This is a genomic window from Streptomyces sp. NPDC052042 (assembly GCF_044548345.1).
Taxonomy (GTDB): Bacteria; Actinomycetota; Actinomycetes; order Streptomycetales; family Streptomycetaceae; genus Streptomyces.
Window position 1 is genome coordinate 131,115 of record NZ_JBIUBU010000014.1, and the last position, 25,030, is coordinate 156,144.

The following is a 25,030-nucleotide window of genomic DNA, read 5'->3' on the forward strand; positions in this document are numbered from 1 at the left end:
AGCGGGCATGAACGGCCGGGCCTTCAGTGGTCAGGTCGCGTCAATCGCCAGTGGGGCGCCACGTTCGAGCGCGGCGCACGGCGATCTCACCACACACGACGGCGACGACGAGGCCACCGAAAGCGATCAAAAGAGAGCCGGTGGCAACGAGCCCGACTGAGAGCTCGCCGCCGTCGCCGATGGACAACAGCATCTGGCCGAGCACATAGGTGGCGGCGCCTGCGCCGACCCCGACGACCGCAAGCGGGACGGAAAGGTTCCAGAAGGCGACCTGCACGTAGAAGCGCCGATCATTGCGGAACGAGGCGATCGGGCCGAGGCTGCGTGCCTGGTCGTCGAAGACCGATGCCGCACCCACCATCCCGGCCAGGACGAGAGCAACCAAGCCGATGAGTGCCGCGTCCAGGACCCATTTGACATATCCGGCTCGCGCTTGTGCCCCCAGCATTCCTGACTCCACGGGCACTTCGAGCATGGGAAGGCCCAGGGTTCGGTAGGCCGCTGCCCAGACCCGGTCGGCTCCAGCGTCGTCCTCCGTGTTGAAGACGACGAGTGAGACCCTTTCAGGGTCCGTGATGTGGGGGTGCTTGGACGTGACGCTTACGCTGTCCGGAGTGAGCCCAAGGACGGCCAGCGCTCGTTGTGGGACCGGCCCGATATTTTTGGTGACGTCGGCCAGAGCCGTGTTCTTTTTGGGGCAGGCTGTCATCGGGCCAAAGAAGGCCAGCGACGTACAGGCACCGGAAAGCACGGTCCTATCGTTCTCCGAGTACAGGAGGACCGAGGGCTGTCCAGGGAGGTCCTTGCGGAGCCGGTCGAACCGGGAGGGGTCCCCGGAGGCGTTGATCAGTACCGCGTTGCGGTCCGTTGCGCCGGCCAGTTGTCTGGCGACGATTTCCGGCCCTTCGAGCTGGCTGGTGACGACCTGTCCCAGCGTTGTCAGCCCCAGCCCCACGATCATCGATGCGCTGAGCACGGCGAGGACGATCGGGCGGGCCGCGAGCCACCGTCCGGCGATCAGGCCGGCGGGACCTCCCCGGCGGGCGGAGAAGGAGGCGATAGCTGAACCGAGCGCACCCGACAAACGCCCCCCGAGGCTCGGCAGAACGCCGAGCACGAGCACGGCGCCCAGGAAGAAGAGGACCCGGCCGGGACCGTCCGCGCGCCACGTTCCGTATAGGCACAGTGTGGATCCGGTCCCGCAGAGGATCCACGTTGTTCGGCCCGATGTGGTCTTGGTCTGCTGAGGGCGGGTGGAGGTCCGCTTGGGCGGTCTGGCGTACCGCAGGGCGCTGATGCCCGTGACGAGAGCGGCTGTGGCCACGATCAGGATCGGGAGCCATGGACGCATGCGGCCGAGATCGTCAGCGCTGACGGTATACCCGGTGAAAGGAAGACGGGTGTCCCAGAGGGTCGTCGCCCACGCGGTGACCGCGGCCAGTAGCGAACCCGCGGCCACCGGGGCAGCGGCCTCACCGATCACCACGAGGAGCCGCGACATGCGGGAAGCACCGAGAGCTTCGAGCATCGAGATACGGCGGTCCCTCAGCTCCGAGCCTCCTCGTACGACAACTACGAGGGCGGCTGCCGTCGGCAGCACCGTGAACAGCAGAAGCAGTACCCACAGGTCTATTGGGGAGCGCTCGAACTGGTGACTGACCGTGAAATAGTCGAGGAATTGGGACCCCGGACGCCCGAAGCCGGAGACGAAGGTGTTATGGGTCGTCTCATCGAAGATCCCCTCGATGGGGGAGCGAGTGTAGACAAGCAACTCATCGGGCTCGGTCAGGCCCTGCCGACCGATGGTTCCCGCCATCGTGCCATAGCGAGAGACGAGTGCCCCATCGGCATGCTTGGCAGCCTGCGGGGAGAGGAACACCTCGCCCTTCTCTGGCCACCGGTCAAGACCCGGAGGACGGGGCGCGGAAGTACTCAGAGGTTCGGTGAAGATCACGGACACCGCTTCGCCGTCCGCGTAGTCCGGGCGCTCCAGCCACCGGGCCACGGCTTCCTGCCGCTGGTCGGTCAGGACCGGAGAGCGGGCATCCTGCCTCTCCTGTCTGGCTTCCAGACTGGCGTCCACCGCGAAGAGACTCCAGGCCACCATGAGAACGAGGAAGGACGCGGCGAAGAGCCCGAAGCGGTGCACCAGGCCGGACGCCCCACTCGCCCGCCCCACTCGGTGTCCCAGGCGGAGCATCGTCAGATGCCTGTTCACCCGGCCTCCCCCGAGTCGGCGACCAGTCGACCTTCCGCCAGCTCAAGGGACCGATCGGCGCGGTCTGCAATCTGCGGGTTGTGCGTGACCACGATCAAGGCGCACCCGAAGCGGGCCGGGAGACCGAACAGCAGGTCGGCCACCACGTCCCCGGTTCGCTGGTCAAGAGACCCTGTGGGTTCGTCCGCCAGTACCACAGAGGGCTTACCGATCAGCGCCCGCGCGACCGCAACGCGCTGACGTTCCCCGCCCGACAGCGCTGCCGTCGCCTTCGACGACGCACCCTGCACACCGAGTTCGTCCAGCAACTGCTGCGCGTCCGCGTACGCGCCCTTTGCGCTACCCCCAGCAAGGAGGACGGGCAGGGCCGCGTTCTCCAACGGAGACAGTTCTGGGATCAGTTCACCGAACTGATACACGGTCCCCACAGTGCGCAATCGCAGGGCGGCACGCTCACCTGCGGACGCCTTCGCGATATCGACGCCACCTACGCGCACCACGCCGGAGGAAGGGATGACCAAACCACTCAAACAGCACAGCAGCGTCGTCTTTCCCGAACCACTGGGACCCGTGACCGCGACAGACGACCCAGCAGGTACGTCGAGGGTCAGTCCGTCGAGGAGGCGGCGATCGCCGATGCCGTAGTGCAGGTTCTCAACTTCCACCGCGGCCGTCTTCCGGCTGCGCAACTCAGTACTCACGTGTCCTCTATCTAGGCCGGGCGGCGCGGAGCCGGCGCTCTTCACAGGCGCCGGCTCCGCGCGGTGGCTTACTGGTGATCAGACCCGGTACTGCCAGGGACCGTACGGGTCGGTGGCCCAGTCACGGATCTGCTGCGAACGGTGCTTGGCCACGCGGTTCTTGGTGTCGGAGCCGCTGGAGCTGCAGTACCCGTTGCCGCGCTGCTCGTGAACGGTGTACGACGAGGTGTTGTCACGCGTGAAGTGGCCCATGACGGAGTTGCCGTCGGTGTCCCCATCGCATGCCTTGACGCCTGCCCAGGACGTGCCGCTGTAGGAGAAGTCCTGGCTGTAGCTGTTGAAGACCCAGGATGTCTTGGCCTGAGCCATGGCGGGAGCGCTGAAGGCTGCCGCGGTGACGACGACGGCAGCCAGCTTCGCTATTCGACGCATTGGGTAGTCCTCCCCTTGGATGAGAGCCCTGGTGGGGCCCGATGTGACGCGAGGGTCATGTACGGCGCCTCTCGGCAGTGCACCGGCCTCCCCTGGCCGGGTGCACCCCATGAGCCCCTCGCGCACCGACATCCTCAGCAGATCTCGTCGGAAACACCATGGGCTATTCCCTCTTGGCCTGAAAAGGTCCGAGCCAATGAAAACGGACAAATCAGACCGCGGTCCACCTGGGGGACTCGGCATCCGGAATGGCCGGCACCGAGGCGCTGGGGCAGCAGCACACTCAGTTTTCGATCATCCGGAGCCCGGATTCCATGCTGAGGTTTCGGACTATTCCCATCAGGGTCACCGCGGCGGGAATGGCCTGATCAGGAACTGTGCTCAGCGGGCCGCCTCCCGTGATCGTCGAGGAATGGCTTTGTACGCGACAGGGGGTTCCGGCACAACTTCCGTATTCAATGACGCTCCGTTATGACTGGGCGTCGAGGAGGGCGATGGAAGGTGACGGCCCTCCGGGTGCTCCGAGCCGGGGCGTCGACCGCCGACGGTGCGGTCGACGCCCGACGCCCCGTCGGGCGACCGCCCGTCGGCGGGGCGGGTGATTCCGGTGCGGACGCGCGCCCGCCGCGATCCCCTGCGCCATCCCGCATCGCATCGGCGGATATTTTCCGTAAGTGACCAAATTCGCATGGAAACTGACGGACCTGGCCTTACTGGGGGTGGCGGGTGCGGTCCTCGGCGGCGGTCTCGTCGGATGCGGGAGCCCCGGCCCCTCCCCCACCGACGGGCACCCGTCCGCGACCGCCGCCTCCCGTCACGGCCTGTCGACCGCGCCCTCCCCTGGCGCCTCCCCCTCCACCGTGCCGTCGCCGCCCGTACTGGTCCCCGGCCCCGACGGGCTGACCCCGGTCTTCTCCCATGGGGCGAGGGGCGGCGGGAAGGTGGTGGCGCTGACCTTCGACGCCGATATGACCGCCGCCCAGGGACCGCGCGCGGCGGCGGGCGAACGCTTCGACAATCCCGGGCTGATCGACTTGCTGCGGAGGTCGCGGGTGCCCGCGACGGTGTTCATGACCGGCCGGTGGGCCGAGGAGTATCCGGCGCAGGCCCGTTCCATCGGCGCCGATCCGTTGTTCGAGGTCGCCAACCACTCGTACAGCCACTACGCCTTCGCGACCCCCTGCTTCGGGCTGCCGGCCCTGACGGAGGGCGATATGCGCAAGGACGTGGCGCGGGCCTTCTCCGCGTTCCGGAAGGCCGGGGTGCGTGCGGTGGTGCCGTACTTCCGTTTCCCCGGCGGCTGTTACGACGACACCGCGCGGCGCGCGCTCGCGGCTGAGCGGGTGACGGCGGTCCAGTGGGACGTGGTCGGCGGCGACGCCTTCGCGACGGACGCGGACGCGGTGGCCCGGCAGGTGCTGGACGGGGTGCGGCCGGGCTCACTGGTCGTGCTGCACTGCACGCTCAGCGCGGCGCCGGTCACCGAGGCGGCGATGCGCACGGTGGTGCCGGAACTGCGCAAGCGCGGGTACCGCTTCGTGAAGGTCTCCGACCTGATGCGCGGATGAACCGGACACGCGGACGAGCCTGCCGGACACACGGGTGGTCGGGGGTCGCTTCGGGGGCTTCTTCGGTGCTCGGCCCGATCGTGCCGTGCGCCGGGCCTCCCTCGTCCCGTTCAGCCGCGCGGCACCCGTGGTCCCCGCAGTCCGTAGCGGCGTCGCACCCCGTCCGTGCTCAGTTGGCCGACGGCCTCTCCTGCTTGAGCTCGCTGGGCCGTACGATCACGAAGCCCTCACCGTCCAGCCGCAGTTGGACGGCCTCGCCGGATCCGCCGCGCACCATCGAACCGAAGCTCTGCGAGCGGTGCAGCGAGGTGGTGAGGTGGGCGCTCCATCCGACCACCGCGTCCGTGTCGACGAACACCGGCTGCTGGGCCGTGACGGGTATCACGATGGGATACCCCTCGCACATCAGGCCGAGCTTGCCGTATCCGGTGAAGACGCTGTTGAAGAGGCCGCCGCCGACCATCCCCGCGCCCTTCACGGTCTTGATCTCGTAGGAGAGCGTGGGGTCGAAGCACAGGACGTTGCGGCCGTTGACGGTGAGGGCGTCGCCCTGCTCGATGTCCACGATGAAGCAGTTGGCGGCCTCGTGCGCGAACCACGCCTCGCCGTGGCCCCGGACGGCCATCAGCGGCAGCCCCTCACCGGTGACGGCGCGCTTGAGCAGACCGCCGATGCCCTGGCCCTTGCGCTCGAACTGCAGATTGCCGCGGAAGGCGATCATCGAACCCTGGCGGGCGTGCATCTCACCGTTGACGGCGTACTTGATGGACTTGGCGTTCTGCAGGGTCATCCCCGGGGCCGTGGCCGACTGCGCCAGGTACTCACTGGAAAAGAGATCGCTCTTCATGCGGTGCATCCTCGCCCGGAGCAGTCCGTTCCGACAACAGGAGCGTCCCGTGCTGCTGGCACACTGGTACGAGTGAACGACGACAACGCCCCCGTGCCCGCGACGTCCGGATCCTCGACGCCGTCCGGCCCCGTCCCGGCGGACAGCCCGTTCGAGTCCGCCCGGTCGAGCCGCGACGCGGCTCCGCAGTACGTCCTGCCGTTGGTCGTGCGCATCGAGAAGGCGACGCCCCCGGCCCGTACCGACGCGCTGCGCACCGCCGCCCGCGCGTTGCTCGTGCTGCTCAGCGACGAGCGCTCGGTGGGCGAGGGCGAGTGGTCCCGGGCGATCCGGGACTGGGAGGACGCCCGGATCCGCAAGGTGGTGCGGCGGGCCCGCGGCGCGGAGTGGCGCAGGGCGTCCGAGCTGCCCGGCATCACGGTCACGGGCGAGCGTGCCGAAGTGCGGGTCTTCCCGCCGGTCCCGCTGGACGGCTGGCCGAAGGAGCTGGCACGGCTCCAGGTGTCGGGAACGGACCTGAACGACCCGGAGCCGCCGGCCGGGCCCGACCCGGCGGAGCCGGTGCTGTGGCTCAGCCCCGAGCTGGACATGTCCGCGGGCAAGGCGATGGCGCAGGTCGGGCACGGTGCGCAACTTGCCTGGTGGGAACTGTCGGAGACGGAGCGCAAGGCATGGCGCGAGGCGGGCTTCCCGCTCTCCGTCGCCACCGCGGACCCGGACCGCTGGCGGGAACTCACGGCGAGCGGGCTCCCGCTGGTGCGTGACGCCGGTTTCACCGAGATCGCTCCGGGTTCGTGCACCGTGGTGGCCGACCATCCCGCGCTGCGCGGCTGAGCGGGGCGGTGCCACCGGCCGGGGCCCCGGATCACGCCGCGCGTCCCGGGGCCGGACCGGGCCCACCGGGACCGTGCGGGGCACCGTCCCGGACCGCCGGCCTCCGGACCGGGCGGGGAACCTCAGATCAAGCTCTGAACGTCCCCGCTTTCGGATTCGCCACCGTCGGCCGGGGCCATCACCCCGGCACGGCGGCGAAGCAAATGCCGTCACGGCACCTAGGAGGGGCGATGAGGCTGGGGATCGGCATCGGCTGGCGGCCGGAGATCGCGGACGCCGTCGAGACACTGCCGGGAATCGACTGGGTGGAGGCGGTTGCGGAGAACCTCTGCACCGGCCATCTGCCCGATGCGCTGCTGCGGTTGAGGGAACGCGGTGTCACCGTCGTCCCGCACGGTGTCTCGCTGGGCCTCGGCGGGGCCGAGCGCCCCGACGCCGGACGCCTGGCGGCGCTCGCGGCCCGCACCGAACTGCTCGGCGCGCCGCTGGTCACCGAGCACATCGCGTTCGTACGGGCCGGGGGGCCGCGCACCGCGTCGCCGCGGCTGGAGGCCGGCCATCTGCTGCCCGTGCCCCGCACCCGGGAGGCGCTGGACGTGCTGTGCGAGAACGTGCGGATCACCCAGGAGTCGCTTCCGGTGCCGCTGGCACTGGAGAACATCGCGGCACTGCTCTCCTGGCCCGGCGAGGAGCTGACGGAAGGGCAGTTCCTGGCGGAGCTGGTCGAGCGCACCGGGGTCCGGCTGCTGATCGATGTCGCCAATCTGTACACCAACCACGTCAACCGCGGGGAGGACCCCGCCACCGCGCTCGACGCGCTGCCGGTGGAGGCCATCGCGTACGTGCATGTGGCGGGCGGCGTCGAGAAGGACGGCGTGTGGCACGACACCCACGCCCATCCGGTCACCCGGCCGGTGCTCGACGTCCTCGCCGAACTCCGCTCCCGGGTCGACCCGCCCGGTGTCCTCCTGGAGCGCGACGACGCCTTCCCACCGGCCGAGGAGCTGGCGGGTGAACTGACCGCCATCCGCGCCACGCTGGACCGGGCGGCCGTCGCGCCCGCGCGCGGCGGAGGCATCGTGTCGTGTCCGGTCGCGGGCCCCGGCGCATCCGCCGGTCCAGACGCGTCCCCCGCGACCATGCTGCCCGCCCCTCCCGCGCCCCCGGACGCCGTTCGCGATCGGGTGGCTGCGGCGCAGACGGCCCTGCTGTCCGCCCTCGTCACGGGTGCTCCCGCCCCGCCCGGCTTCGACGAGCGCCGTCTCGGCGTCCAGAGCCGGGCCCTGGCCGCCAAGCGGGCCGGGGTGGTCGCCAAGGTGGCGCCGGAACTTCCGGAGATCCTGGGCACCGGCTACCGGAACGCCTTCCTCGCGTACGCCGAGCGCCGTCCGATGGCCGGGGGGTACCGGCGGGACGCTCTCGACTTCGCGGAGGCACTGCTGAGCACCGGTCGGCCCGCCGACGCAGCGGCCCGGCGCCGGCTCACCCACTGGTGGAAGGACCGGTCGGGCGCGCGTCCGCCCGGCCGCGCCACGCTGCTGCTGCGCGCCGTCCGCACGGCCCTGCTCGGCGGGTGATCCGGCGCTCCCCCGGAAGCGACGGGCGTGGAGTCGGGGAAGAGCCTTCCGGTGGGTACGGCGCCGTGCCCGATCGGATACGGCGCTGGGCCCGGCCTCGGATGAGGCCGGGCCCAGCGTGCCCCCGTACGTGCCGCGCGCCCGCACCTGGCAGGGCGGGACGGGACCGACGGGCGGGACGACGGACTCGTCCCTCGGGGCCCGGGGTCGCCGCGGGCCGAAGCCGCGACCGACCCGGGGCCGGACCCGGTGTCGCTGGAGCGACGGGCGGCGCGTGACGCGCCGGTGCCCGCCGTCTGATCTTCCGGGCCGGGGTGGTCGGAGCCCGTTCGCTACGCGAGCCCGGCCACCAGGTCTGCGACCGACTTCCTGCGCCCGGTGAAGAACGGGATCTCCTCGCGGACGTGCATCCGCGCCTCGGAGGCCCGCAGGTGACGCATGAGGTCGACGATGCGGTGCAGTTCGTCCGCCTCGAAGGCGAGGACCCACTCGTAGTCGCCGAGCGAGAAGGAGGCGACGGTGTTGGCCCGGACGTCCGGGTAGCCGCGGGCCATCTTGCCGTGGTCCGCGAGCATCCGGCGGCGGTCCTCGTCCGGCAGCAGGTACCAGTCGTAGGAGCGCACGAAGGGGTAGACGCTGACGTAGTTGCGCGGCGTCTCGTCGGCCAGGAACGCCGGGATGTGCGACTTGTTGAACTCGGCGGGGCGGTGCAGCGCCATGTTCGACCAGACCGGCTCCAGCGCCCGGCCCAGCTTGGTGCGCCTGAAGAGGTTGTACGCGTCCTGGAGCTCGTCCGAGGTCTCGGCGTGCCACCAGATCATGAGGTCGGCGTCGGCCCGCAGACCGGACAGGTCGTAGGTGCCACGGACGGTGATGTCCTTGGCCGCGAGCTGGTCGAACAGCTCCTGGACCTCGTCGGCGTAACCGGAGCGGTCGACGGGGAGCACATCACGAAGCTTGAAGACGGACCACAGCGTGTAGCGGATGACCTCGTTGAGGTCCTTGGCCTTCTTACCGGCGTTGGGAATCTTCTCAGGCGCACTCATACGGCTATTGTCCCGCCTCGCTCCCTGTGCCCTGAACCGGGGTCGGCGTGGCGGTGATCTCTTCTCCGGACCCGGCCGCGAGACCGGCGGCGATCTCGTCGGCGGCTCGGTGGGCGCTCGCCACGCAGGCCGGGATGCCGACCCCGTCGTAGACCGCGCCGCACACCCGCAGCGCGGGCAGCTTCACGATTTCGTCCCGGATCCGGGCCACCCGGGACAGGTGGCCCACGGGGTACTGGGGCAGTCCGCCGATCCACCGGGTGACCTCGGTGTCCACGGGCGCGGCGGCCAGTCCGGTCGCGGTCACGAGGTCGCGCAGCGACACGTCGACCAGTTCGCCGTCCTCGCGGTGCAGGTGGTCCTCCTCGCCGTACCGGCCGACCGAGGTGCGCAGCACGAACAGGTCGGGAGCGGCGTCGGCGACCCAGGTCCACTTGCGGGTGGAGAAGGTGGACGCCTTGATCGTGCGCCCGTCCACCGGCGGGACGAGGAAGCCGGAACGCCCGTCGAGCGCCGTCGTGCCGGCCACGTCGGAGCGGCGGAACGCCATGGTGACGAGCGCCATGGACGCGTACTCGACACCGGCCAGTTCGGCGGAGGCGGCCGGGGACTCGGCGGCGAGCAGGGTGGAGGCGGACCAGGCGGGAGTGGCCAGCACGACGCCGTCGGCGGTGATGGTACGGGCCTCGGTGCGCACCTCCCAGCCGGTGCCGGCACGGGTCAGGCCGAGGACGGGGACGCCGGTCAGGATCTCCCCTCCGGCCGTGCGCACCGCGTCGGCGACCGCGCCGGGGAGCGTACCGATCCCGCCCTCGATGCCCTGGAAGACCGGGCCGGTCCTCGGCCGTGCCGCGGCCCGTTCCTGGATGCGCCGGACACCGTCGAGGAGCGAGCCGCCCTCCCGCACGACCTCGAAGAGCTGCGGTACGGCGGCACGCATCGAAATCCGGTACGCGTCGCCCGCGTACACACCGCCGAGGAGCGGTTCCACGAGCCGGTCGACGACCTCGCGGCCCAGTCGGTCGGCGACGTACGCGCCGACCGCGACGTCGTCGCCGACGGCGGTCGGGGTGAGGTCGCGTTCCTCGGCGATGCGGGCGAGGCCCTCCGGGGAGATCACGTCGCCGAGCGCCGTCGGATCGCCCGGCACACCCATCACATGGCCCTTGGGCATGGGCCGCAGGGCGTCGCGCGTCCACACCGAGGCGGCGGCGGTGGCGGGCGGCTGGAGACGATCGCCGAGCCCGACGGCGCGCGCCAGGTCCACCGCTTCCGGGCGCGTGGCGAGCATCGACTCGGCGCCCAGGTCGACCTGCGTCCCGGCGATCTCGCCGGTCATGAGCTTGCCGCCGAGCCGGTCGGTGGCCTCCAGGAGGGTGACCCGCAGCCCGGCCCCGAGGAGCCGGTGGGCGGCGGCGAGACCGGCGATACCGCCGCCTATGACGACGACATGACCCGTACCTGTGTGCGCGCGATGCGGTGAACGCTCCATGCCCCCACTCTCTCAGACCCGGTTCGAGGCCCGAACGTGACCGCTTCGAAACCGGGATCGGGCAACCCGCGGACGGGCCCCGCACGTCGAACCGACAACGTCAACGGCCCTTCCTGGGGGGAACAGTCATGCACACAGCCCGATATTCGCGCCGCTCGGTTCCGCGCCGCGTCCGGCGTCGTTCGAGCACCGCCCTGGCCGCCGGGCTCCTGGCCGGCCTCCTCGCGCTGAGCGGCTGCGGCGCGAGCGGCGACGCGGGAGAAACGCGCTCCGCCGACAGCGCGCAGGCCGCCCCCGCGCGCGAACGGGGCGCCTCGGACGCCTCGGCCGGACGGGTGGCCGAGGGCGGTTCACCGGCGGCCGGGAGGAGGACCGACGGCCTGCCCGCCGGCGTCCACGTCATCCGCACCGCCACGCTCGCCGTCGAGGTGCGTGACGTACCGAAGGCCGCCGCGACCGCCCGGTCGGCGGCGACCGACGCGGGCGGCCTGGTGGCCGACGAGAAGACCGACCGGGTCGGCGGGAAGCGCGAGAGGTCGCACATCGTGCTGCGCGTACCGCAGGACGCGTACGAATCGGTGCTGGCGGATCTCGCGGGTACCGGCAAGCTGCTGTCGCGCACGTCGTCCGCGAAGGACGTCACCGACGAGGTGGTCGACGTGGAGAGCCGGATCGCCTCCCAGCGGGCGAGCGTGGCGCGGGTGCGCAAGCTGATGGACCGGGCCGACAGGCTCTCCGACGTGGTGACGCTGGAGGGCGAGCTGAGCAGCCGTCAGGCCGCCTTGGAGTCGCTGCTGGCCCAGCAGGCGTCGCTGAAGGACCGCACCTCGCTGGCGACGATCACCCTCGACCTCTCCGAGCCGGAGTCGGCACCGGCGACGAAGGGCGAGGACGGCCCGCCCGGCTTCCTGGACGCGCTCGGCGGCGGCTGGAACGCGTTCGTCACGGTGCTGTGGTGGGGTGCCGTCGTGGTGGGTGCCATGGCCCCGTTCCTGGCCGCGGGCGCTCTGCTCGTGGTGGCGGGGCGGCCGGTGCTGGGCCGGCTGCGCGGGCGCCGTGCAGCACGCACACCCGTCCCTCCGCACGTCTCGCCCGGGCCCCCGGCGTCGTAGCGTGGTCCTTCGGATCGGTGTCGAAGGGACCGGGAATGACGACGGAGCGACTGGTGGTCATCGGCGGTGACGCGGCGGGCATGTCCGCCGCGTCCCAGGCCCGCAGGCTCAAGGGCCCCGACGAGCTGGAGATCGTCGCCTTCGAGCGGGGCCACTTCTCCTCGTACTCCGCCTGCGGCATCCCGTACTGGGTCGGCGGCGACGTGACGGAGCGGGACGACCTCATCGCCCGTACGCCGCAGGAGCACCGGGCCCGCGACATCGACCTGCGCATGCGCACCGAGATCACGGAGATCGACGTGGCCGGGCGGCGGGTGCGGGCCCTGGACCTGGAGAGCGACGAGACGTACTGGACCGGCTTCGACAAGCTGGTGATCGCGACGGGGGCCCGCCCGGTGCGTCCGGCGCTGCCCGGCATCGACGCCCCCGGGGTGCACGGGGTGCAGACGCTGGACGACGGGCAGGCACTGCTGGAGTCGCTGGACCGGATTCCCCCAGGGCGCCGCCGGGCCGTCGTCGTCGGGGCGGGCTACATCGGCGTCGAGATGGCGGAGGCGATGCTGAAGCACGGCTTCGAGGTCACCGTGCTCAACCGCGGCGAGCAGCCGATGGCGACGCTCGACCCCGACATGGGGCGGCTGGTGCACGAGGCGATGGACGGTCTGGGCATCACCACGGTCAACCGGGCCGAGGTGACCGCCGTCCGCACCGGGCCGGACGGCCGGGCCGACGCGGTCGTCGCGGGCGGCACCGCCTACCCGGCGGACGTGGTGGTGCTCGGTATCGGGGTGGCGCCGGAGACGACGCTGGCCCGAGCCGTCGGCCTCCCGGTGGGCCCGCACGGCGGACTGCTCACCGATCTGTCGATGCGGGTCGTCGGGCACCCCCACATCTGGGCGGGCGGCGACTGCGTCGAGGTGCTCGACCTGGTGGCGGGCCGTACCCGGCACATCGCTCTCGGCACCCACGCCAACAAGCACGGCCAGGTCATCGGGTCCAATGTCGCGGGCGGCTACGGCACGTTCCCCGGGGTGGTGGGCACGGCGGTGAGCAAGGTGTGCGACCTGGAGATCGCCCGCACCGGGCTGCGCGAGAAGGACGCCCGCGCGGTGGGGCTGCGCTATGTCACGGCGACGATCGAGTCGACGGGCCGGGCCGGCTACTACCCGGGGGCCGCGCCGATGACGGTGAAGATGCTCGCGGAGTACCGCACCGGGCGGCTGCTCGGCGTGCAGATCGTGGGCCGGGAGGGGGCGGCCAAGCGGGTCGACGTCGCGGCCGTGGCGCTCACGGCCGCGATGACGGTGGAGCAGATGACCGCCCTGGACCTCGGCTACGCCCCACCGTTCTCACCGGTCTGGGATCCGGTCCTGGTGGCCGCCCGCAGGACGGTGGCGGCACTGCGGCGGGCGGGCAGCGCCTGAGCCCGGGCCGGCCGCCGCGGTGCGGGCGCCCGGCGGCCGGTCTTCCCGGCCCCGGGCGCCCGCCCAGACGTTCGCCTCAGCGTGCGCTGTGCTCGTGGACGTACTCCACGAGCCGGGTCAGGGCGTCCGGGTCCGTCGACGGCATCACGCCGTGGCCCAGGTTGAAGATGTGGCCCTCCAGACCGGCGGCGGCGTCCAGCACCTCCTGGGTCTTCTCCTCCACCGCCGCGGTCGGCGCGAAGAGCACCGCGGGGTCGAGGTTGCCCTGGAGCGCCTTGCCGGGGCCGACCCGGCGCGCGGCCTCGTCGAGCGGGACGCGCCAGTCGACGCCGACGACGTCCGCGCCCGCCTCGCCCAGCAGGCCGAGGAGTTCGCCGGTGCCGACGCCGAAGTGGATGCGCGGGATCTGGTAGGGGGCGACGGCCTCGAAGACCTTCGCGGAGGCCGGGAGCACCGAGCGCCGGTAGTCGGCGGGGGCCAGTGCGCCCACCCAGGAGTCGAAGAGCTGGACGGCCGAGACCCCGGCCTCGATCTGCACCTTGAGGAAGGCCCCGGTGATGTCGGCCAGCCGGTCGAGGAGCTCCGCCCACAGCTCCGGCTCGCCGTACATCATGGCCTTGGTGTGCTCGTGGTTGCGGGACGGGCCGCCCTCCACGAGGTAGCTGGCGAGCGTGAACGGGGCGCCCGCGAAGCCGATGAGCGGGGTGGCGCCCAGTTCGGCGGTGAGCAGGCCGACCGCCTCGGTGACGTAGGACACGTCCTCGGGCGTGAGGTCGCGCAGCCTGGCCAGGTCGGCGCGGGTACGGAAGGGCTCGGCCACGACCGGGCCGATGCCGGGCTTGATGTCGAGGTCGATCCCGATGGCCTTGAGGGGGACGACGATGTCGCTGAAGTAGATCGCCGCGTCCACCTTGTGGCGGCGGACGGGCTGCAGGGTGATCTCCGCGACGAGCTCCGGCATCATGCAGGAGTCGAGCATCGGGATGCCCTCGCGCACCTTCAGGTACTCGGGCAGCGAACGTCCCGCCTGGCGCATGAACCAGACGGGAGTGTGCGGCACCGGCTCGCGGCGGCACGCCTTGAGAAACGCCGACTCATGGGTGGCGGAGGTCGTCTTCTGCTGGCCCATGGGGCGATCGTTGGCACTCACACTCAGAATCTTCGCATGAAGCCGCAAGCGGCCGAGCCCGCCCGGGTGTCCCTCCCTGCACGCGGCTCCGGTTCCGCCTACTCTTCCCCGCATGGCTCCGGCTCAGGAACAGTTCTCCGATCGACCCGAAGGCGCTGACGACAAGGACAGCGCGGAGGGCGATTCCGTGCCGTCCGCGTTCCGATCGGCGCTGGAAGCGTTGCGCTCGGCGCGGCTGCGGCCCGAACTGGAGGTCGAACCGACCCGCCCGCCCAAGCGGCTCGCCCCGTACGCGTACGCGCTGGAGGCCGCGGTCGTGGAGGGCGAGGAGGACCTCGCCGACGGCCGTCTCGTACTGCTCCACGATCCGGATGGACACGAGAGCTGGCACGGAACCTTCCGCCTGGTGACGCTGGTGCGGGCGGAGCTGGAACCGGAGATGGCGTCCGATCCCCTGTTGCCGGAGGTGTGCTGGTCGTGGCTGACCGGTGCGCTGGAGGCGCGCGGACTGTCGTACGGGGCGGCGGGCGGCACGGTGACCCTGGCGGGGTCGCACTACTTCGGCGCGCTGGCGGCTCGGCGGTCGGCGACGCAGATCGAGATCCGGGCGTCGTGGACGCCGCGCGAAAGCCTGGGCGGGGTGCCGGACACGGCGGCGCACCTGATGGCGTGGGGGGATCTGCTGTGTCAGATCGCCGGCCTGCCGCCGTCGGGTCCGGCCGACGCGGCGGTGGTGACGCTCCCGCAGCGGCGCGGCCCCCAGGCCCTCTGACACCCGGGCGCCGGAGCCCCGACGACCCGAGCCTTACCCTGCCCTTAACACTGCGTCACATATTGCGCGGAATTACTGGCATTTTTTTCGTACAATCGATCGTGCGTCTGATTTGCCCGAATTGTTACTCAGCAAATCGCGATCTTCCTCTAAAGGAGGACGGGTCCGCTGCCGAAGAGGTCAATGACCCTTCAAGCACGGTGCGCCCCGGCTTCATCCCCGAGCCGGCCCGTCCCGCCACTTCCCAGGAGGCCTGGTGTCCGTTCTCCTTGAGCAGCCCGCAAGCCTGGTCGCCTACCGCCCGAACAAGCCGACGGCCATGGTCGTCGTAGCCGACCCGCGCGTCCGTTCCACCGTGACCCGCCATCTGTGGGCCCTCGGAGTACGTGACGTCATCGAGGCGTCGTCCATCGCGGAGGCCCGTCCCCGCGTCGGCAACCCGCGCGACATCTGCGTAGCCGACGTCCACCTGCCCGACGGTTCCGGGCTGACCCTGTTGTCCGAGACGAGGGCCGCAGGCTGGCCGAACGGCCTCGCCCTCTCCGCCGCCGACGACATCGGCGCGGTGCGCAACGCCCTCGCGGGCGGTGTGAAGGGCTACGTCGTCACCGGCACCCGGACCAATATCGGCCACCCCACCCGCCCCGGCGCCGCCCCCATCGGCGCCAACGCCGCCCGCATGCACCGCCGCCCCCCGGGCGCCCCGAGCCACCCGGGCGGCTACCGCGAGCTGTCCGGCCGTGAGGTCGAGGTCCTGCGGCTGGTCGCCGAGGGCCAGTCCAACAAGGCCATCGGCGTCTCCATGGGACTCTCGGCCCTCACGGTCAAGAGCCACCTCGCCCGGATCGCCCGCAAGCTCGGCACCGGCGACCGCGCCGGAATGGTCGCGGTCGCCCTGCGGACGGGCATCATCCACTGACCCCCGCCGCCCGGCGGCTCCCCCTACCGCCGGGACCGGCTGGTTTGCATGCATCGGCGCCCGTCGACGGAACGTTCCGTCGACGGGCGCCTTACATCCACGGATACCCTTGACACGTGACCGACGCCCAAGAGACCGCAGCAGACCCATCACTGCGAACCACCGGGGGCGCTCCCCCGGACGACGTCGCCCCGGCGCCGATCCCCTTGCTCGAACCTCGCGAGGGCATTCCCCCGGTGGTGGCCTCGGACGACGCCCTCGCCCGGGTGATCGCGGCCTTCGCCGCGGGCTCCGGCCCGGTGGCCGTCGATGCCGAGCGCGCCTCCGGCTACCGCTACGGCCAGCGCGCCTACCTCGTCCAGCTGCGCCGCCAGGGCGCGGGCAGCGCGCTGATCGACCCCGTGGGCTGCCCCGATCTGTCGGGCCTCGGACAGGTGCTGCACGGCAGCGAGTGGATCCTGCACGCCGCCACGCAGGACCTGCCCTGTCTGCGGGAGATAGGGATGACCCCCACGGGGCTCTTCGACACGGAGCTGGCCGGGCGGCTGGCCGGGTTCCCCCGCGTCGGCCTCGGGGCCATGGTCGAAAGCGTGCTCGGGTACTCCCTGGAGAAAGGGCACTCCGCCGTCGACTGGTCCACCCGGCCGCTGCCCGAGCCGTGGCTGCGCTACGCGGCTCTCGACGTGGAGCTGCTGATCGACCTCCGCGACGCCCTGGAGACGGAGCTGGACCAGCAGGGCAAGCTGGAGTGGGCCCGGGAGGAGTTCGACGCGATCGCCCTGGCGCCGCCCACGCCCCCGCGCAAGGACCCGTGGCGCCGCACCTCCGGCATGCACAAGCTCCGCCGCCGCCGTCAGCTCGCGGTGGTACGGGAGCTGTGGAACGCCCGCGACCGGGTGGCCCGTCGCCGGGATCTCTCGCCCGGCAAGGTGCTCAGCGACGCCGCGATCGTCGAGGCCGCGCTCGCGCTCCCGCCCAACGCGCACGCGCTGACCGCCCTGCCCGGCTTCGGCCACCGCATGGGGCGCCGGCAGCTGGAACAGTGGCAGACGGCCATCGACCGGGCCAAGGCCCTGCCGGACTCGGAACTCCCGCAGCCGGGCCAGACCGTCGCCGGTCCGCCGCCGCCCCGCGCCTGGGCGGACAAGGACCCGGCCGCTGCGGCCCGGCTGTCCGCCGCCCGCACCGCGGTGTCGGAACTCGCCGATCGTCTGCACATGCCCCAGGAGAACGTGATCACACCGGACACGGTGCGCCGGATCTGCTGGGAACCGCCCAGGAACCCGACGCCGGACGCGGTCGAGGCCGCGCTCTCCGGTCACGGGGCCCGGCGCTGGCAGATCGAACTGGTGGCCCCGCTTCTGGTGCGCGCATTTTCCTCGACCGCGTGAGAAACCGCCAACCGAGGGCCATCATCACGCCAGATTTGCCGGGCTCCGGACGCGCGACGAGCCGTGACGCGCCACTCGGCGGCGCGATGCCATGCCGCACCGAACGCCGGTCGGGCCGTATTCCCCGCCCCGACCGGCGTTCGGCGTTCCCGGACCGGTCGCGGTGGTCGCGGATGCCTGGACGATCACAGGCGCGCGGGTGCTCGGGACGTGCGCACGCCGCGGCCGAGGGCACGCGGAAGGCTCGCGTCCGCGGGCGTGTGCCCGGTCCATTCGCGTGTGACCTTCGCCGCTCCGATGGCAAGGGGTGGGCAGTCTGGTTACCCGCAAGTAGCATGAGGGGACGGCGTGCCCCCGGGCACGCCCCGCAGCAGTGCCATCCCGCACCCTGGAGGAGAGCCACCGTGCCTCGTACGATCCGGGACGTCGTCTTCGTCGACGGCGTCCGCACCCCGTTCGGCAAAGCGGGCCCGAAGGGCATCTACCACGAGACCCGCGCCGACGATCTCGTCGTGAAGGCCATCCGGGAGCTGCTGCGCCGCAACCCGGCCCTGGACCCCGCGAAGATCGACGAGGTCGCCATCGCCGCGACCACCCAGATCGGTGACCAGGGTCTGACGCTGGGCCGTACGGCCGGGATCCTGGCCGGTCTGCCGCAGTCCGTCCCCGGCTACTCCATCGACCGCATGTGCGCGGGCGCCATGACGGCCGTCACCACCACGGCCGGCTCCATCGCCTTCGGCGCGTACGACGTCGTCGTGGCCGGCGGTGTCGAGCACATGGGCCGCCACCCGATGGGCGAGGGCGTGGACCCGAACCCGCGCTTCGTGTCGGAGAAGCTGGTCGACGAGTCCGCCCTGTTCATGGGCATGACCGCGGAGAACCTGCACGACCGCTACCCGTCGATCACCAAGCTGCGGGCCGACGAGTACGCGGTCCGCTCGCAGGAGAAGGCCGCCAAGGCGTACGCCGACGGCAAGATCCAGCAGGACCTGGTGCCGATCTCCGTCCGCCGCACCAGCCCCGAGGGCGGCGAGACGGGCTGGGGCCTGGTCACCGCCGACGAGCCGATGCGTCCGGGCACCACGCTGGAGAACCTGGCGGGCCTCAAGACCCCGTTCCGCGTCCACGGCCGGGTCACCGCTGGTAACGCGGCCGGTCTGAACGACGGCGCGACCGCCTCGGTCATCGCCTCCGAGGACTTCGCCCGCGAGAACGGCCTGCCGGTCAGGATGCGCCTGGTGTCCTACGCCTTCGTGGGCGTCGAGCCCGAGGTGATGGGCTACGGCCCGATCCCGGCCACCGACAAGGCCCTCGCCAAGGCGGGCCTGTCGATCGGGGACATCGGCCTGTTCGAGATCAACGAGGCGTTCGCCGTGCAGGTGCTCGCCTTCCTCGAGCACTACGGCATCGCCGACGACGACGCGCGCGTCAACCAGTACGGCGGCGCCATCGCCTACGGCCACCCGCTGGCCTCCTCCGGCGTCCGGCTGATGACGCAGCTGGCCCGCCAGTTCGAGGAGCAGCCGGAGGTCCGCTACGGCCTCACCACCATGTGCGTCGGCTTCGGCATGGGCGCCACGGTCATCTGGGAGAACCCTCACCACAAGGACGCCGGAGGCAGCAAGTGAGCACCACCGCTGAGCTTTTGAAGGGCGCGGCCGAGCTGTTCCCCGACGAGGTCGTGACCCGGGCGCACGTGCGCCACCTCGACCTTCCGGCCGGTGCGGGCCGGTTCGCCCTCATCACGCTGGACAACGGCCTGGACCACACCAAGCCGACCACCTTCGGACCCCAGTCGCTGGCGAACCTGAACGCCGCGATCGACCAGGTCGAGAAGGAGGCCGCCGAGGGCTCGATCGTCGGCGCCGGCATCACCGGCAAGCCGTTCATCTTCGCGGTCGGCGCCGACCTCAAGGGCGTCGAACTACTGAAGAACCACGCCGACGCGCTGGCCATCGGTAAGGGCGGCCACGATGTCTTCCGCCGTCTCTCCGGCCTCGCGGTGCCCACGTTCGCGTACTACAACGGCGCGGCGATGGGCGGCGGGGTCGAGGTCGGGCTGCACTGCACGTACCGCACCGTCTCCAAGGCGCTGCCCGCCTTCTCGCTGCCCGAGGTCTTCCTCGGGCTGGTTCCGGGCTGGGGCGGCTGCGCGCTGCTCCCGAACCTGATCGGCGCCGACCGCGCGGTCTCGGTGATCATCGAGAACTCGCTGAACCAGAACCGTCAGCTCAAGGGCAAGCAGGTCTTCGAGCTCGGGATCGCCGACGCGCTCTTCGAGGGCGCGGACTTCCTGGAGCGTTCGCTGACGTGGACCGCCGACGTGCTGAACGGCACGGTCACGGTGGAGCGCCCGGAGATCGACCGCGGGGACGCCTGGGACCAGGCCGTCGCCCGGGGCCGGGCCATCGCCGACTCCAAGGTGCACGGCGCCGCCCCGGCCGCGTACCGCGCGCTGGACATCATCGCGGCGGCGAAGGACGGCGACCTGGGCGCCGGCTTCGACGCCGAGGACCAGGCCCTCGCGGACCTGATCATGGGCGGCGAGCTGCGTGCCGGGCTCTACTCCTTCAACCTGGTCCAGAAGCGCGCCAAGCGCCCGGCGGGCGCCCCGGACAAGAACCTGGCCCGTCCGGTCACCAAGGTCGGTGTCGTCGGCGCCGGTCTGATGGCCTCGCAGCTGGCCCTGCTGTTCCTGCGCCGCCTGGAGGTGCCGGTCGTGCTGACCGACATCGACCAGGAGCGGGTGGACAAGGGCGTGGGCTACGTCCACGCCGAGATCGAGAAGCTGCTCGGCAAGGGCCGTATCAACCAGGACAAGGCCAACCGTCTCAAGGCCCTGGTCACGGGGGTGCTGGACAAGGCGGAGGGCTTCTTTGACGCCGACTTCGTCATCGAGGCCGTCTTCGAGGAGATCGGTGTCAAGCAGCAGGTGTTCGCGGAGGTCGAGGCGGTCGCCCCGGCGCACGCGATCCTCGCCACGAACACCTCGTCCCTCTCGGTCACCGAGATGGCGTCGAAGCTGAAGCACCCGGAGCGGGTCGTCGGCTTCCACTTCTTCAACCCGGTCGCGATCCTCCCGCTGCTGGAGATCGTCCGGGGCGAGAAGACCGACGACGCCTCGCTGGCCACGGCTTTCGCCGTGGCGAAGAAGCTGAGGAAGACCGCGGTGCTGGTGAAGGACGCCCCGGCGTTCGTCGTCAACCGCATCCTCACCCGTTTCATGGGCGAGATCCAGAACGTCATCGACGAGGGCACCCCGGTCGAGACCGCGGAGAAGGCGGTCGAGCCGCTCGGCCTGCCGATGTCCCCGCTGGTGCTGCTGGAGCTGGTCGGCCCGGCGATCGGTCTGCACGTCTCCGAGACCCTGAACCGCGCCTTCCCGGACCGGTTCACCGTCTCCGAGAACCTCGCGGCGGTCGTCAAGGCGGGCAAGCGCGGCTTCTACGTGTACGACTCCGGCAAGCCGGAGCTGGACCCGGAGGTCGCCGCGCTCCTCAAGCAGGGCGACACCGTCCTGACCGAGGAGCAGGTCCGCGCCCGGGTCCTGGACGCGGTCGCGCAGGAGATCGGTCTCATGCTGGACGAGGGCGTCGTCGCCGAGGCCCAGGACATCGACCTCTGCCTGATCACCGGCGCCGGCTGGCCCTTCCACCTGGGCGGCATCACACCGTACCTGGACCGTGAGGGCGTCTCGGAGCGGGTGAACGGCAAGCGGTTCCTGGCCGAGGGTGTGGCGAGCGTTCCGGCGTAACACCACCGATCCGTACGACGGAGGGTGCCGCTCATGAGGGGTGGCACCCTCCGTCCGTCTCATCCCGCGCGTGGCGGGACGTCCCATGCCCCGCCACGCGCGGGTCGGCCCACCCGGCGCCACCGGCCGAGGGCGAGGCCCTCCCGGGCCGTCTTCTGACGGGTGATGTGCAGCGCGCCCCGCGTGTCGAGCGCGGCCACCGCCACCCGCCCGGCACCGTCGAGGACGATCTGGACCGACTGGGCGTCGGGTCCGCCGGTCGGCGCCCACCACAGGCCGTACTCCTCGTGCTCCGTGACGTAGGCGGCCACCTCTACTCCCCCGTTCACGGCGCACTGTGCGAGGACGGTGCAGTCGTGCCCCTCCATGACCACCCGGGTCACGGCGGGCGCGCCCCGTCCGCCCGCGCCCCCGAGTTCCGCCGGGCCTTCTCCGCCGGTGCTCGGCGGGCGCCACGCCACGACGGAGCCGTCGCCGGGGCGGCGCCAGAAGAACGTGGCCCGTTCGGGCCCGGTCTCGTAGGCCGTGGCGCTGCCGGGGACGAGGGTGGCGGGAACACGGTCCACGCGTTCGAGATGGCCCTGTGGGCGCCCCACCCAGCGATCGGCCGCCGACGTGCCCCGGACCAGGACCTCCAGCGCACCGCCCTCCGCCAGGACCGTGACCGGCTCGCCCGCTTCCGGGTCGTTCATGACGCTCTTCCAGCCGCCCCAGTTCCCCTGGGGGTTGCGGCTGCGCCGGTAGATCTCGCCGGTGCGTGTGGCGACGAGCACGTGTACGGATCCGGTGGCGGGATTCACTTCGGTCAGCGGCCCGAAGGCGAGGGAACGGCCCGCGTCCGGCGCGGAGCCCGGCGCGCCGAGGTTGTGCCAGGGGGTCAGTGCGCGGCCGGTCTGGAACTGGGTGGCCACGACGATCTCCTGCCGAGCGGGGTCAGCGGCCGACGAACGGCGGGCGGCGATGTGCACATAGCCCTCGCGGGTGCGGGCCATGCCCGGATGCCCGGTCCAGCGCGGCACCTCGATCCACTCCGGCCCCGTCCACGTCTCACCGGCGCCCGTGCGCTCGGTCCAGCGGACCAGCCCGTGCGGCGCGACCGCGTACGCCGTCATGAGGCCGTCGGGGCGGGTGAACAGCCAGCGTCCGTGCGGCACCGGGGTCACCGGGAAGGCGTGTCGGGCGGCCCCGCCCGTGTCCGCCCCCGGGCCCATGGACCTTCCGGTACCTTTCCGGGAACCCATGGTGCTGCCGGCCCCGCCACGATTCATGAGCCCGTCCTGCCCTTTCCGCAGCCCCGTCGGTGTTCCCCGGCCCTCGGGGAAGCCCCGTCGCACTGGTCCGACGGACGCTCACCTGCCCGTGGAAACCCTGGCACCGGCCACTGTCCGAGTGTCTGTCTATCATTCGCGCGGTCCCGCTCCGGGCGGGTGGGCCGGTGTCACGAGGCCATCCGGTTGCTTCATGGGCGCCTGCTCGTCCCGGAGCGTCACGAGCCTCACCGCACAGTCCGCTCACCGCGCGCGGGGCAACGTTCCGGGAAGACGCCCGGAGCCGGGAGCCAGCGACGAAGACGCCCCGACCGGCGGGCGGTGCGGCGTGCGCATGGCACGCTTCCGGCATGGTGAGCGAACGGACCCTGGTGATCGTCGACGCGGCCAACGTGGTCGGATCGGTGCCGGACGGATGGTGGCGGGACCGGCACGGGGCGGCCGTACGGCTGCGCGACGCGCTGGCCCCGCTGGCCGAGGACGGTTTGCCGGGCGTCCCCGGGCCCGTCGAACTGGTACTGGTCGTCGAGGGGGCGGCGCGAGGCGTCGCCCCGGTGCCCGGGGTGCGGGTCGATCCCGCTCCCGGAAGCGGTGACGACCGGATCGTGGAGTTGGTGGCGGCGGAGGAGGGCCGCGCCTGTGTCGTCGTCACCGCGGACCGGGAACTGCGGCGGCGGGTCGAGGCGTACGGGGCGCGGTGTGCGGGTCCGCGCACGGTACGGCCGTCGCCGCCGCGTAGGTGACCGGGGCGGTACGGGGCACCAGGAGCTACGGACGGTCGGCAGGCTTGTTGAGCCGGCTGTGCCGTCGCCCGTACACGAAGTAGAGGATCACTCCGAGGATCATCCAGCCGGCGAACCGCAGCCAGGTCTCCACCGGCAGATTGATCATCAGCCAGAGCGAGGCGGCCACCGACAGGGCGGGGATGAGCGGTACCCACGGGGTGCGGAAGGCACGGGGCAGTTCGGGACGGGTGCGGCGCAGCACCAAGACACCCAGGGCGACGACGACGAACGCGAAGAGCGTGCCGATGTTCACCAGCGTCGCGAGTTCGTTGATGCTGGTGAACCCGGCGACGACCGCGATGATCACGCCGAGCAGGATGGTCGGGCGGTACGGGGTGCGGAAGCGGGGGTGCGTCCTGGAGAAGAACCGCGGCAGCAGCCCGTCACGGCTCATCGCGAAGAACACCCGGGTCTGGCCGAGCAACAGGATCAGGCAGACCGTGGTGAGGCCGACCGCGGCGCCGAAGCTGATGAGCCCGGCGTAGACGGGATGGCCCACGGCCTTGAACGCGTCGGCCAGCGGAGCCTCGACGGACAGCTCGCTGTAGTGCTCCATCCCCGTGACCACCAGGGAGACGGCGACGTAGAGCGCGGTGCAGATGAAGAGGGAGGCGAGGATGCCGCGCGGCATGTCGCGCTGCGGGAGCTTCGTCTCCTCCGCCGCGGTCGCCACCACGTCGAAGCCGATGAAGGCGAAGAAGACGACGGAGGCGGCGGTGAAGATGCCCAGGACACCGAAGTTCGTGGGCGCGTACCCGGACATCAGCTGGACCAGGGGCGCTGTCAGCCCGGAACCGGCGGGCTGCGGCTGTGCCTCGGGGATGAACGGCGTGTAGTTCGCGGCCTTGACGAAGAACAGCCCCGCGATGATCACGATGAGCACCACGGCGACCTTGATGGCGACCACGACGGACGTGACCCGGGCCGAGAGCTTCATGCCCAGCACCAGCACCGCGGTCAGGACGAGGACCAGGGCGAAGGCCAGGATGTCGAAGCCGAATCCTTTCGCCACGTCGGTTCCCGAGAGCACCCCGGGCAAGTTCCAGCCGAAGTTGTCCATCAGCGAGCGGACGTAGCCGGACCAGCCGACCGCCACGACCGCCGTGCCGAGCGCGAATTCCAGCACCAGGTCCCAGCCGATGATCCAGGCGACGAGTTCGCCGAGCGAGGCATAGGCGAAGGTGTAGGCGGAACCGGCGACCGGGACCGTGGAGGCGAACTCCGCGTAGCAGAGCGCGGCCAGGGCGCAGACGATTCCGGCGACGACGAACGCGATGGCGGTGGCCGGGCCGGCGGTCTCCTTGGCCACCTTGCCGGTGAGCACGAAGATGCCGGTGCCGATGATGACCCCCACCCCGAAGACGGTGAGGTCCAGCGCGGAGAGGGATTTCCTGAGCGCGTGCTCCGGTTCCTCGGTGTCCCGGATGGACTGCTCGACCGTCTTGGTCCGGAACAGTCCATCCCTGCTGGGGGGTGTGTCCTGCTGGGCGGTCACCGGCGTACCTCCACGCGCTCGTCGTGTACGCCATGATTTGGGACCCCCGGCGGCAAGGGTCCGCGCGCGGGAGGATTTCACGCGAACGGGCCGCTCGAACCACCCGCACAGGGTGGCTGAACGGCCCGTTCGGGCGTGCCGTCGATCGCTCGTACGGACCGGGTCATGGGCCGCGGTCGTCCGCGGGGACCGGACCGCGCGCATCGCCCGGACCGTGGGAACGGGCCGGGCCGCGCCGTGCGGACCGGGCCGCGTGCGCGGCT

Annotated in this window: 20 protein-coding genes; 11 read left to right on the forward strand and 9 right to left on the reverse strand. The window is 71.5% G+C overall.

The window, feature by feature from the left end; translation table 11 throughout:
- Positions 1-40: 40 nt before the first annotated feature.
- The 3 genes from ACIHCL_RS22950 to ACIHCL_RS22960 all read right to left on the reverse strand — a co-directional run bounded on the left by ACIHCL_RS22950 (position 41) and on the right by ACIHCL_RS22960 (position 3,351).
- Positions 41-2,218: an FtsX-like permease family protein gene (locus tag ACIHCL_RS22950; RefSeq protein WP_399864349.1), complete on the reverse strand. Its 2,178-nt coding sequence runs from the start codon at positions 2,216-2,218 to the stop codon at positions 41-43.
- Positions 2,215-2,919 carry an ABC transporter ATP-binding protein gene (locus ACIHCL_RS22955; protein ID WP_399864351.1) on the reverse strand — a complete coding sequence of 235 codons (705 nt, stop codon included), beginning with the start codon at positions 2,917-2,919 and terminating at the stop codon, positions 2,215-2,217. The genes ACIHCL_RS22950 and ACIHCL_RS22955 overlap by 4 nt, the downstream gene beginning before the upstream one ends.
- A 78-nt stretch (positions 2,920-2,997) precedes the next feature.
- Positions 2,998-3,351, reverse strand: a complete 354-nt coding sequence (locus ACIHCL_RS22960; protein WP_399864352.1) for a hypothetical protein — start codon at positions 3,349-3,351, stop codon at positions 2,998-3,000.
- Positions 3,352-4,025: 674 nt separating this feature from the next.
- Here ACIHCL_RS22960 and ACIHCL_RS22965 point away from each other — a divergent pair.
- Positions 4,026-4,919, forward strand: coding sequence for a polysaccharide deacetylase family protein (locus tag ACIHCL_RS22965; RefSeq protein ID WP_399864353.1), 894 nt, complete (start codon positions 4,026-4,028; stop codon positions 4,917-4,919).
- A gap of 169 nt (positions 4,920-5,088) precedes the next feature.
- Here the strand turns inward: ACIHCL_RS22965 and ACIHCL_RS22970 are convergent, their stop codons facing one another.
- Positions 5,089-5,766, reverse strand: coding sequence for an AIM24 family protein (locus ACIHCL_RS22970; RefSeq protein WP_399864354.1), 678 nt, complete (start codon positions 5,764-5,766; stop codon positions 5,089-5,091).
- A gap of 93 nt (positions 5,767-5,859) precedes the next feature.
- Here ACIHCL_RS22970 and ACIHCL_RS22975 point away from each other — a divergent pair, with 93 nt between their 5' ends.
- The gene (locus ACIHCL_RS22975; protein ID WP_399864410.1) at positions 5,860-6,600 is read left to right on the forward strand and encodes a peptidyl-tRNA hydrolase; all 741 of its coding nucleotides are present in this window, start codon (positions 5,860-5,862) and stop codon (positions 6,598-6,600) included.
- A 230-nt stretch (positions 6,601-6,830) separates the two neighbouring features.
- Complete coding sequence (locus tag ACIHCL_RS22980; protein WP_399864355.1) at positions 6,831-8,177, forward strand: DUF692 domain-containing protein; 1,347 nt, start codon at positions 6,831-6,833, stop codon at positions 8,175-8,177.
- 332 nt (positions 8,178-8,509) lie between these two features.
- Here the strand turns inward: ACIHCL_RS22980 and hemQ are convergent, their stop codons facing one another.
- Complete coding sequence (gene hemQ, locus ACIHCL_RS22985; RefSeq protein WP_399864357.1) at positions 8,510-9,223, reverse strand: hydrogen peroxide-dependent heme synthase; 714 nt, start codon at positions 9,221-9,223, stop codon at positions 8,510-8,512.
- A gap of 4 nt (positions 9,224-9,227) precedes the next feature.
- Positions 9,228-10,715 carry a protoporphyrinogen oxidase gene (gene hemG, locus ACIHCL_RS22990; protein ID WP_399864359.1) on the reverse strand — a complete coding sequence of 496 codons (1,488 nt, stop codon included), beginning with the start codon at positions 10,713-10,715 and terminating at the stop codon, positions 9,228-9,230.
- Between the two features lie 128 nt (positions 10,716-10,843).
- On the opposite strand from hemG, the gene ACIHCL_RS22995 reads away from it, so the two are divergent.
- Both ACIHCL_RS22995 and ACIHCL_RS23000 read left to right on the forward strand, forming a co-directional pair.
- Positions 10,844-11,827, forward strand: a complete 984-nt coding sequence (locus ACIHCL_RS22995) for a DUF4349 domain-containing protein (RefSeq protein ID WP_399864360.1) — start codon at positions 10,844-10,846, stop codon at positions 11,825-11,827.
- Positions 11,828-11,862: 35 nt separating this feature from the next.
- Complete coding sequence (locus ACIHCL_RS23000) at positions 11,863-13,251, forward strand: FAD-dependent oxidoreductase (protein ID WP_399864362.1); 1,389 nt, start codon at positions 11,863-11,865, stop codon at positions 13,249-13,251.
- A gap of 76 nt (positions 13,252-13,327) precedes the next feature.
- Here ACIHCL_RS23000 and hemE read toward each other — a convergent pair whose 3' ends face one another.
- Positions 13,328-14,401, reverse strand: a complete 1,074-nt coding sequence (gene hemE, locus ACIHCL_RS23005; protein WP_399864363.1) for a uroporphyrinogen decarboxylase — start codon at positions 14,399-14,401, stop codon at positions 13,328-13,330.
- 91 nt (positions 14,402-14,492) lie between these two features.
- Here hemE and ACIHCL_RS23010 point away from each other — a divergent pair, with 91 nt between their 5' ends.
- The 5 genes from ACIHCL_RS23010 (at position 14,493) to ACIHCL_RS23030 (ending at position 21,219) form a co-directional block, all read left to right on the forward strand.
- Complete coding sequence (locus ACIHCL_RS23010; RefSeq protein WP_399864365.1) at positions 14,493-15,152, forward strand: DUF3000 domain-containing protein; 660 nt, start codon at positions 14,493-14,495, stop codon at positions 15,150-15,152.
- A gap of 256 nt (positions 15,153-15,408) precedes the next feature.
- A complete protein-coding gene (locus tag ACIHCL_RS23015; protein ID WP_335938792.1) occupies positions 15,409-16,071 on the forward strand; it encodes a response regulator transcription factor in 663 nt (220 codons plus the stop codon).
- 116 nt (positions 16,072-16,187) lie between these two features.
- Positions 16,188-17,462: an HRDC domain-containing protein gene (locus ACIHCL_RS23020; protein WP_399864366.1), complete on the forward strand. Its 1,275-nt coding sequence runs from the start codon at positions 16,188-16,190 to the stop codon at positions 17,460-17,462.
- A 404-nt stretch (positions 17,463-17,866) separates the two neighbouring features.
- Complete coding sequence (locus ACIHCL_RS23025; RefSeq protein WP_399864367.1) at positions 17,867-19,093, forward strand: thiolase family protein; 1,227 nt, start codon at positions 17,867-17,869, stop codon at positions 19,091-19,093.
- On the forward strand, positions 19,090-21,219 hold the full coding sequence (locus ACIHCL_RS23030) for a 3-hydroxyacyl-CoA dehydrogenase NAD-binding domain-containing protein (RefSeq protein WP_399864368.1): 2,130 nt from the start codon (positions 19,090-19,092) through the stop codon (positions 21,217-21,219). Before ACIHCL_RS23025 ends, ACIHCL_RS23030 begins: the two co-directional genes overlap by 4 nt.
- A 59-nt stretch (positions 21,220-21,278) precedes the next feature.
- Here ACIHCL_RS23030 and ACIHCL_RS23035 read toward each other — a convergent pair whose 3' ends face one another.
- A complete protein-coding gene (locus ACIHCL_RS23035; RefSeq protein WP_399864370.1) occupies positions 21,279-22,430 on the reverse strand; it encodes a hypothetical protein in 1,152 nt (383 codons plus the stop codon).
- Between the two features lie 407 nt (positions 22,431-22,837).
- On the opposite strand from ACIHCL_RS23035, the gene ACIHCL_RS23040 reads away from it, so the two are divergent.
- A complete protein-coding gene (locus ACIHCL_RS23040) occupies positions 22,838-23,230 on the forward strand; it encodes an NTP pyrophosphohydrolase (protein WP_399864371.1) in 393 nt (130 codons plus the stop codon).
- Positions 23,231-23,255: 25 nt separating this feature from the next.
- On the opposite strand, the gene ACIHCL_RS23045 is transcribed toward ACIHCL_RS23040, so the two are convergent.
- Positions 23,256-24,767, reverse strand: coding sequence for an amino acid permease (locus ACIHCL_RS23045; RefSeq protein WP_399864373.1), 1,512 nt, complete (start codon positions 24,765-24,767; stop codon positions 23,256-23,258).
- Positions 24,768-25,030: the final 263 nt, after the last annotated feature.

What these genes read in the sequence shown, in the direction of transcription:
- ACIHCL_RS23010 (WP_399864365.1), top strand. Translation starts at nt 14,493, where the DNA reads ATGGCTCCGGCTCAGGAACAGTTCTCCGATCGACCCGAAGGCGCTGAC.
- ACIHCL_RS23000 (WP_399864362.1), top strand. Translation starts at nt 11,863, where the DNA reads ATGACGACGGAGCGACTGGTGGTCATCGGCGGTGACGCGGCGGGCATG.
- ACIHCL_RS22960 (WP_399864352.1), bottom strand. Translation starts at nt 3,351, where the DNA reads ATGCGTCGAATAGCGAAGCTGGCTGCCGTCGTCGTCACCGCGGCAGCC.
- ACIHCL_RS22980 (WP_399864355.1), top strand. Translation starts at nt 6,831, where the DNA reads ATGAGGCTGGGGATCGGCATCGGCTGGCGGCCGGAGATCGCGGACGCC.
- ACIHCL_RS22995 (WP_399864360.1), top strand. Translation starts at nt 10,844, where the DNA reads ATGCACACAGCCCGATATTCGCGCCGCTCGGTTCCGCGCCGCGTCCGG.
- hemG (WP_399864359.1), bottom strand. Translation starts at nt 10,715, where the DNA reads ATGGAGCGTTCACCGCATCGCGCGCACACAGGTACGGGTCATGTCGTC.
- ACIHCL_RS23035 (WP_399864370.1), bottom strand. Translation starts at nt 22,430, where the DNA reads ATGGGCCCGGGGGCGGACACGGGCGGGGCCGCCCGACACGCCTTCCCG.
- hemQ (WP_399864357.1), bottom strand. Translation starts at nt 9,223, where the DNA reads ATGAGTGCGCCTGAGAAGATTCCCAACGCCGGTAAGAAGGCCAAGGAC.
- ACIHCL_RS23040 (WP_399864371.1), top strand. Translation starts at nt 22,838, where the DNA reads ATGGTGAGCGAACGGACCCTGGTGATCGTCGACGCGGCCAACGTGGTC.
- ACIHCL_RS22970 (WP_399864354.1), bottom strand. Translation starts at nt 5,766, where the DNA reads ATGAAGAGCGATCTCTTTTCCAGTGAGTACCTGGCGCAGTCGGCCACG.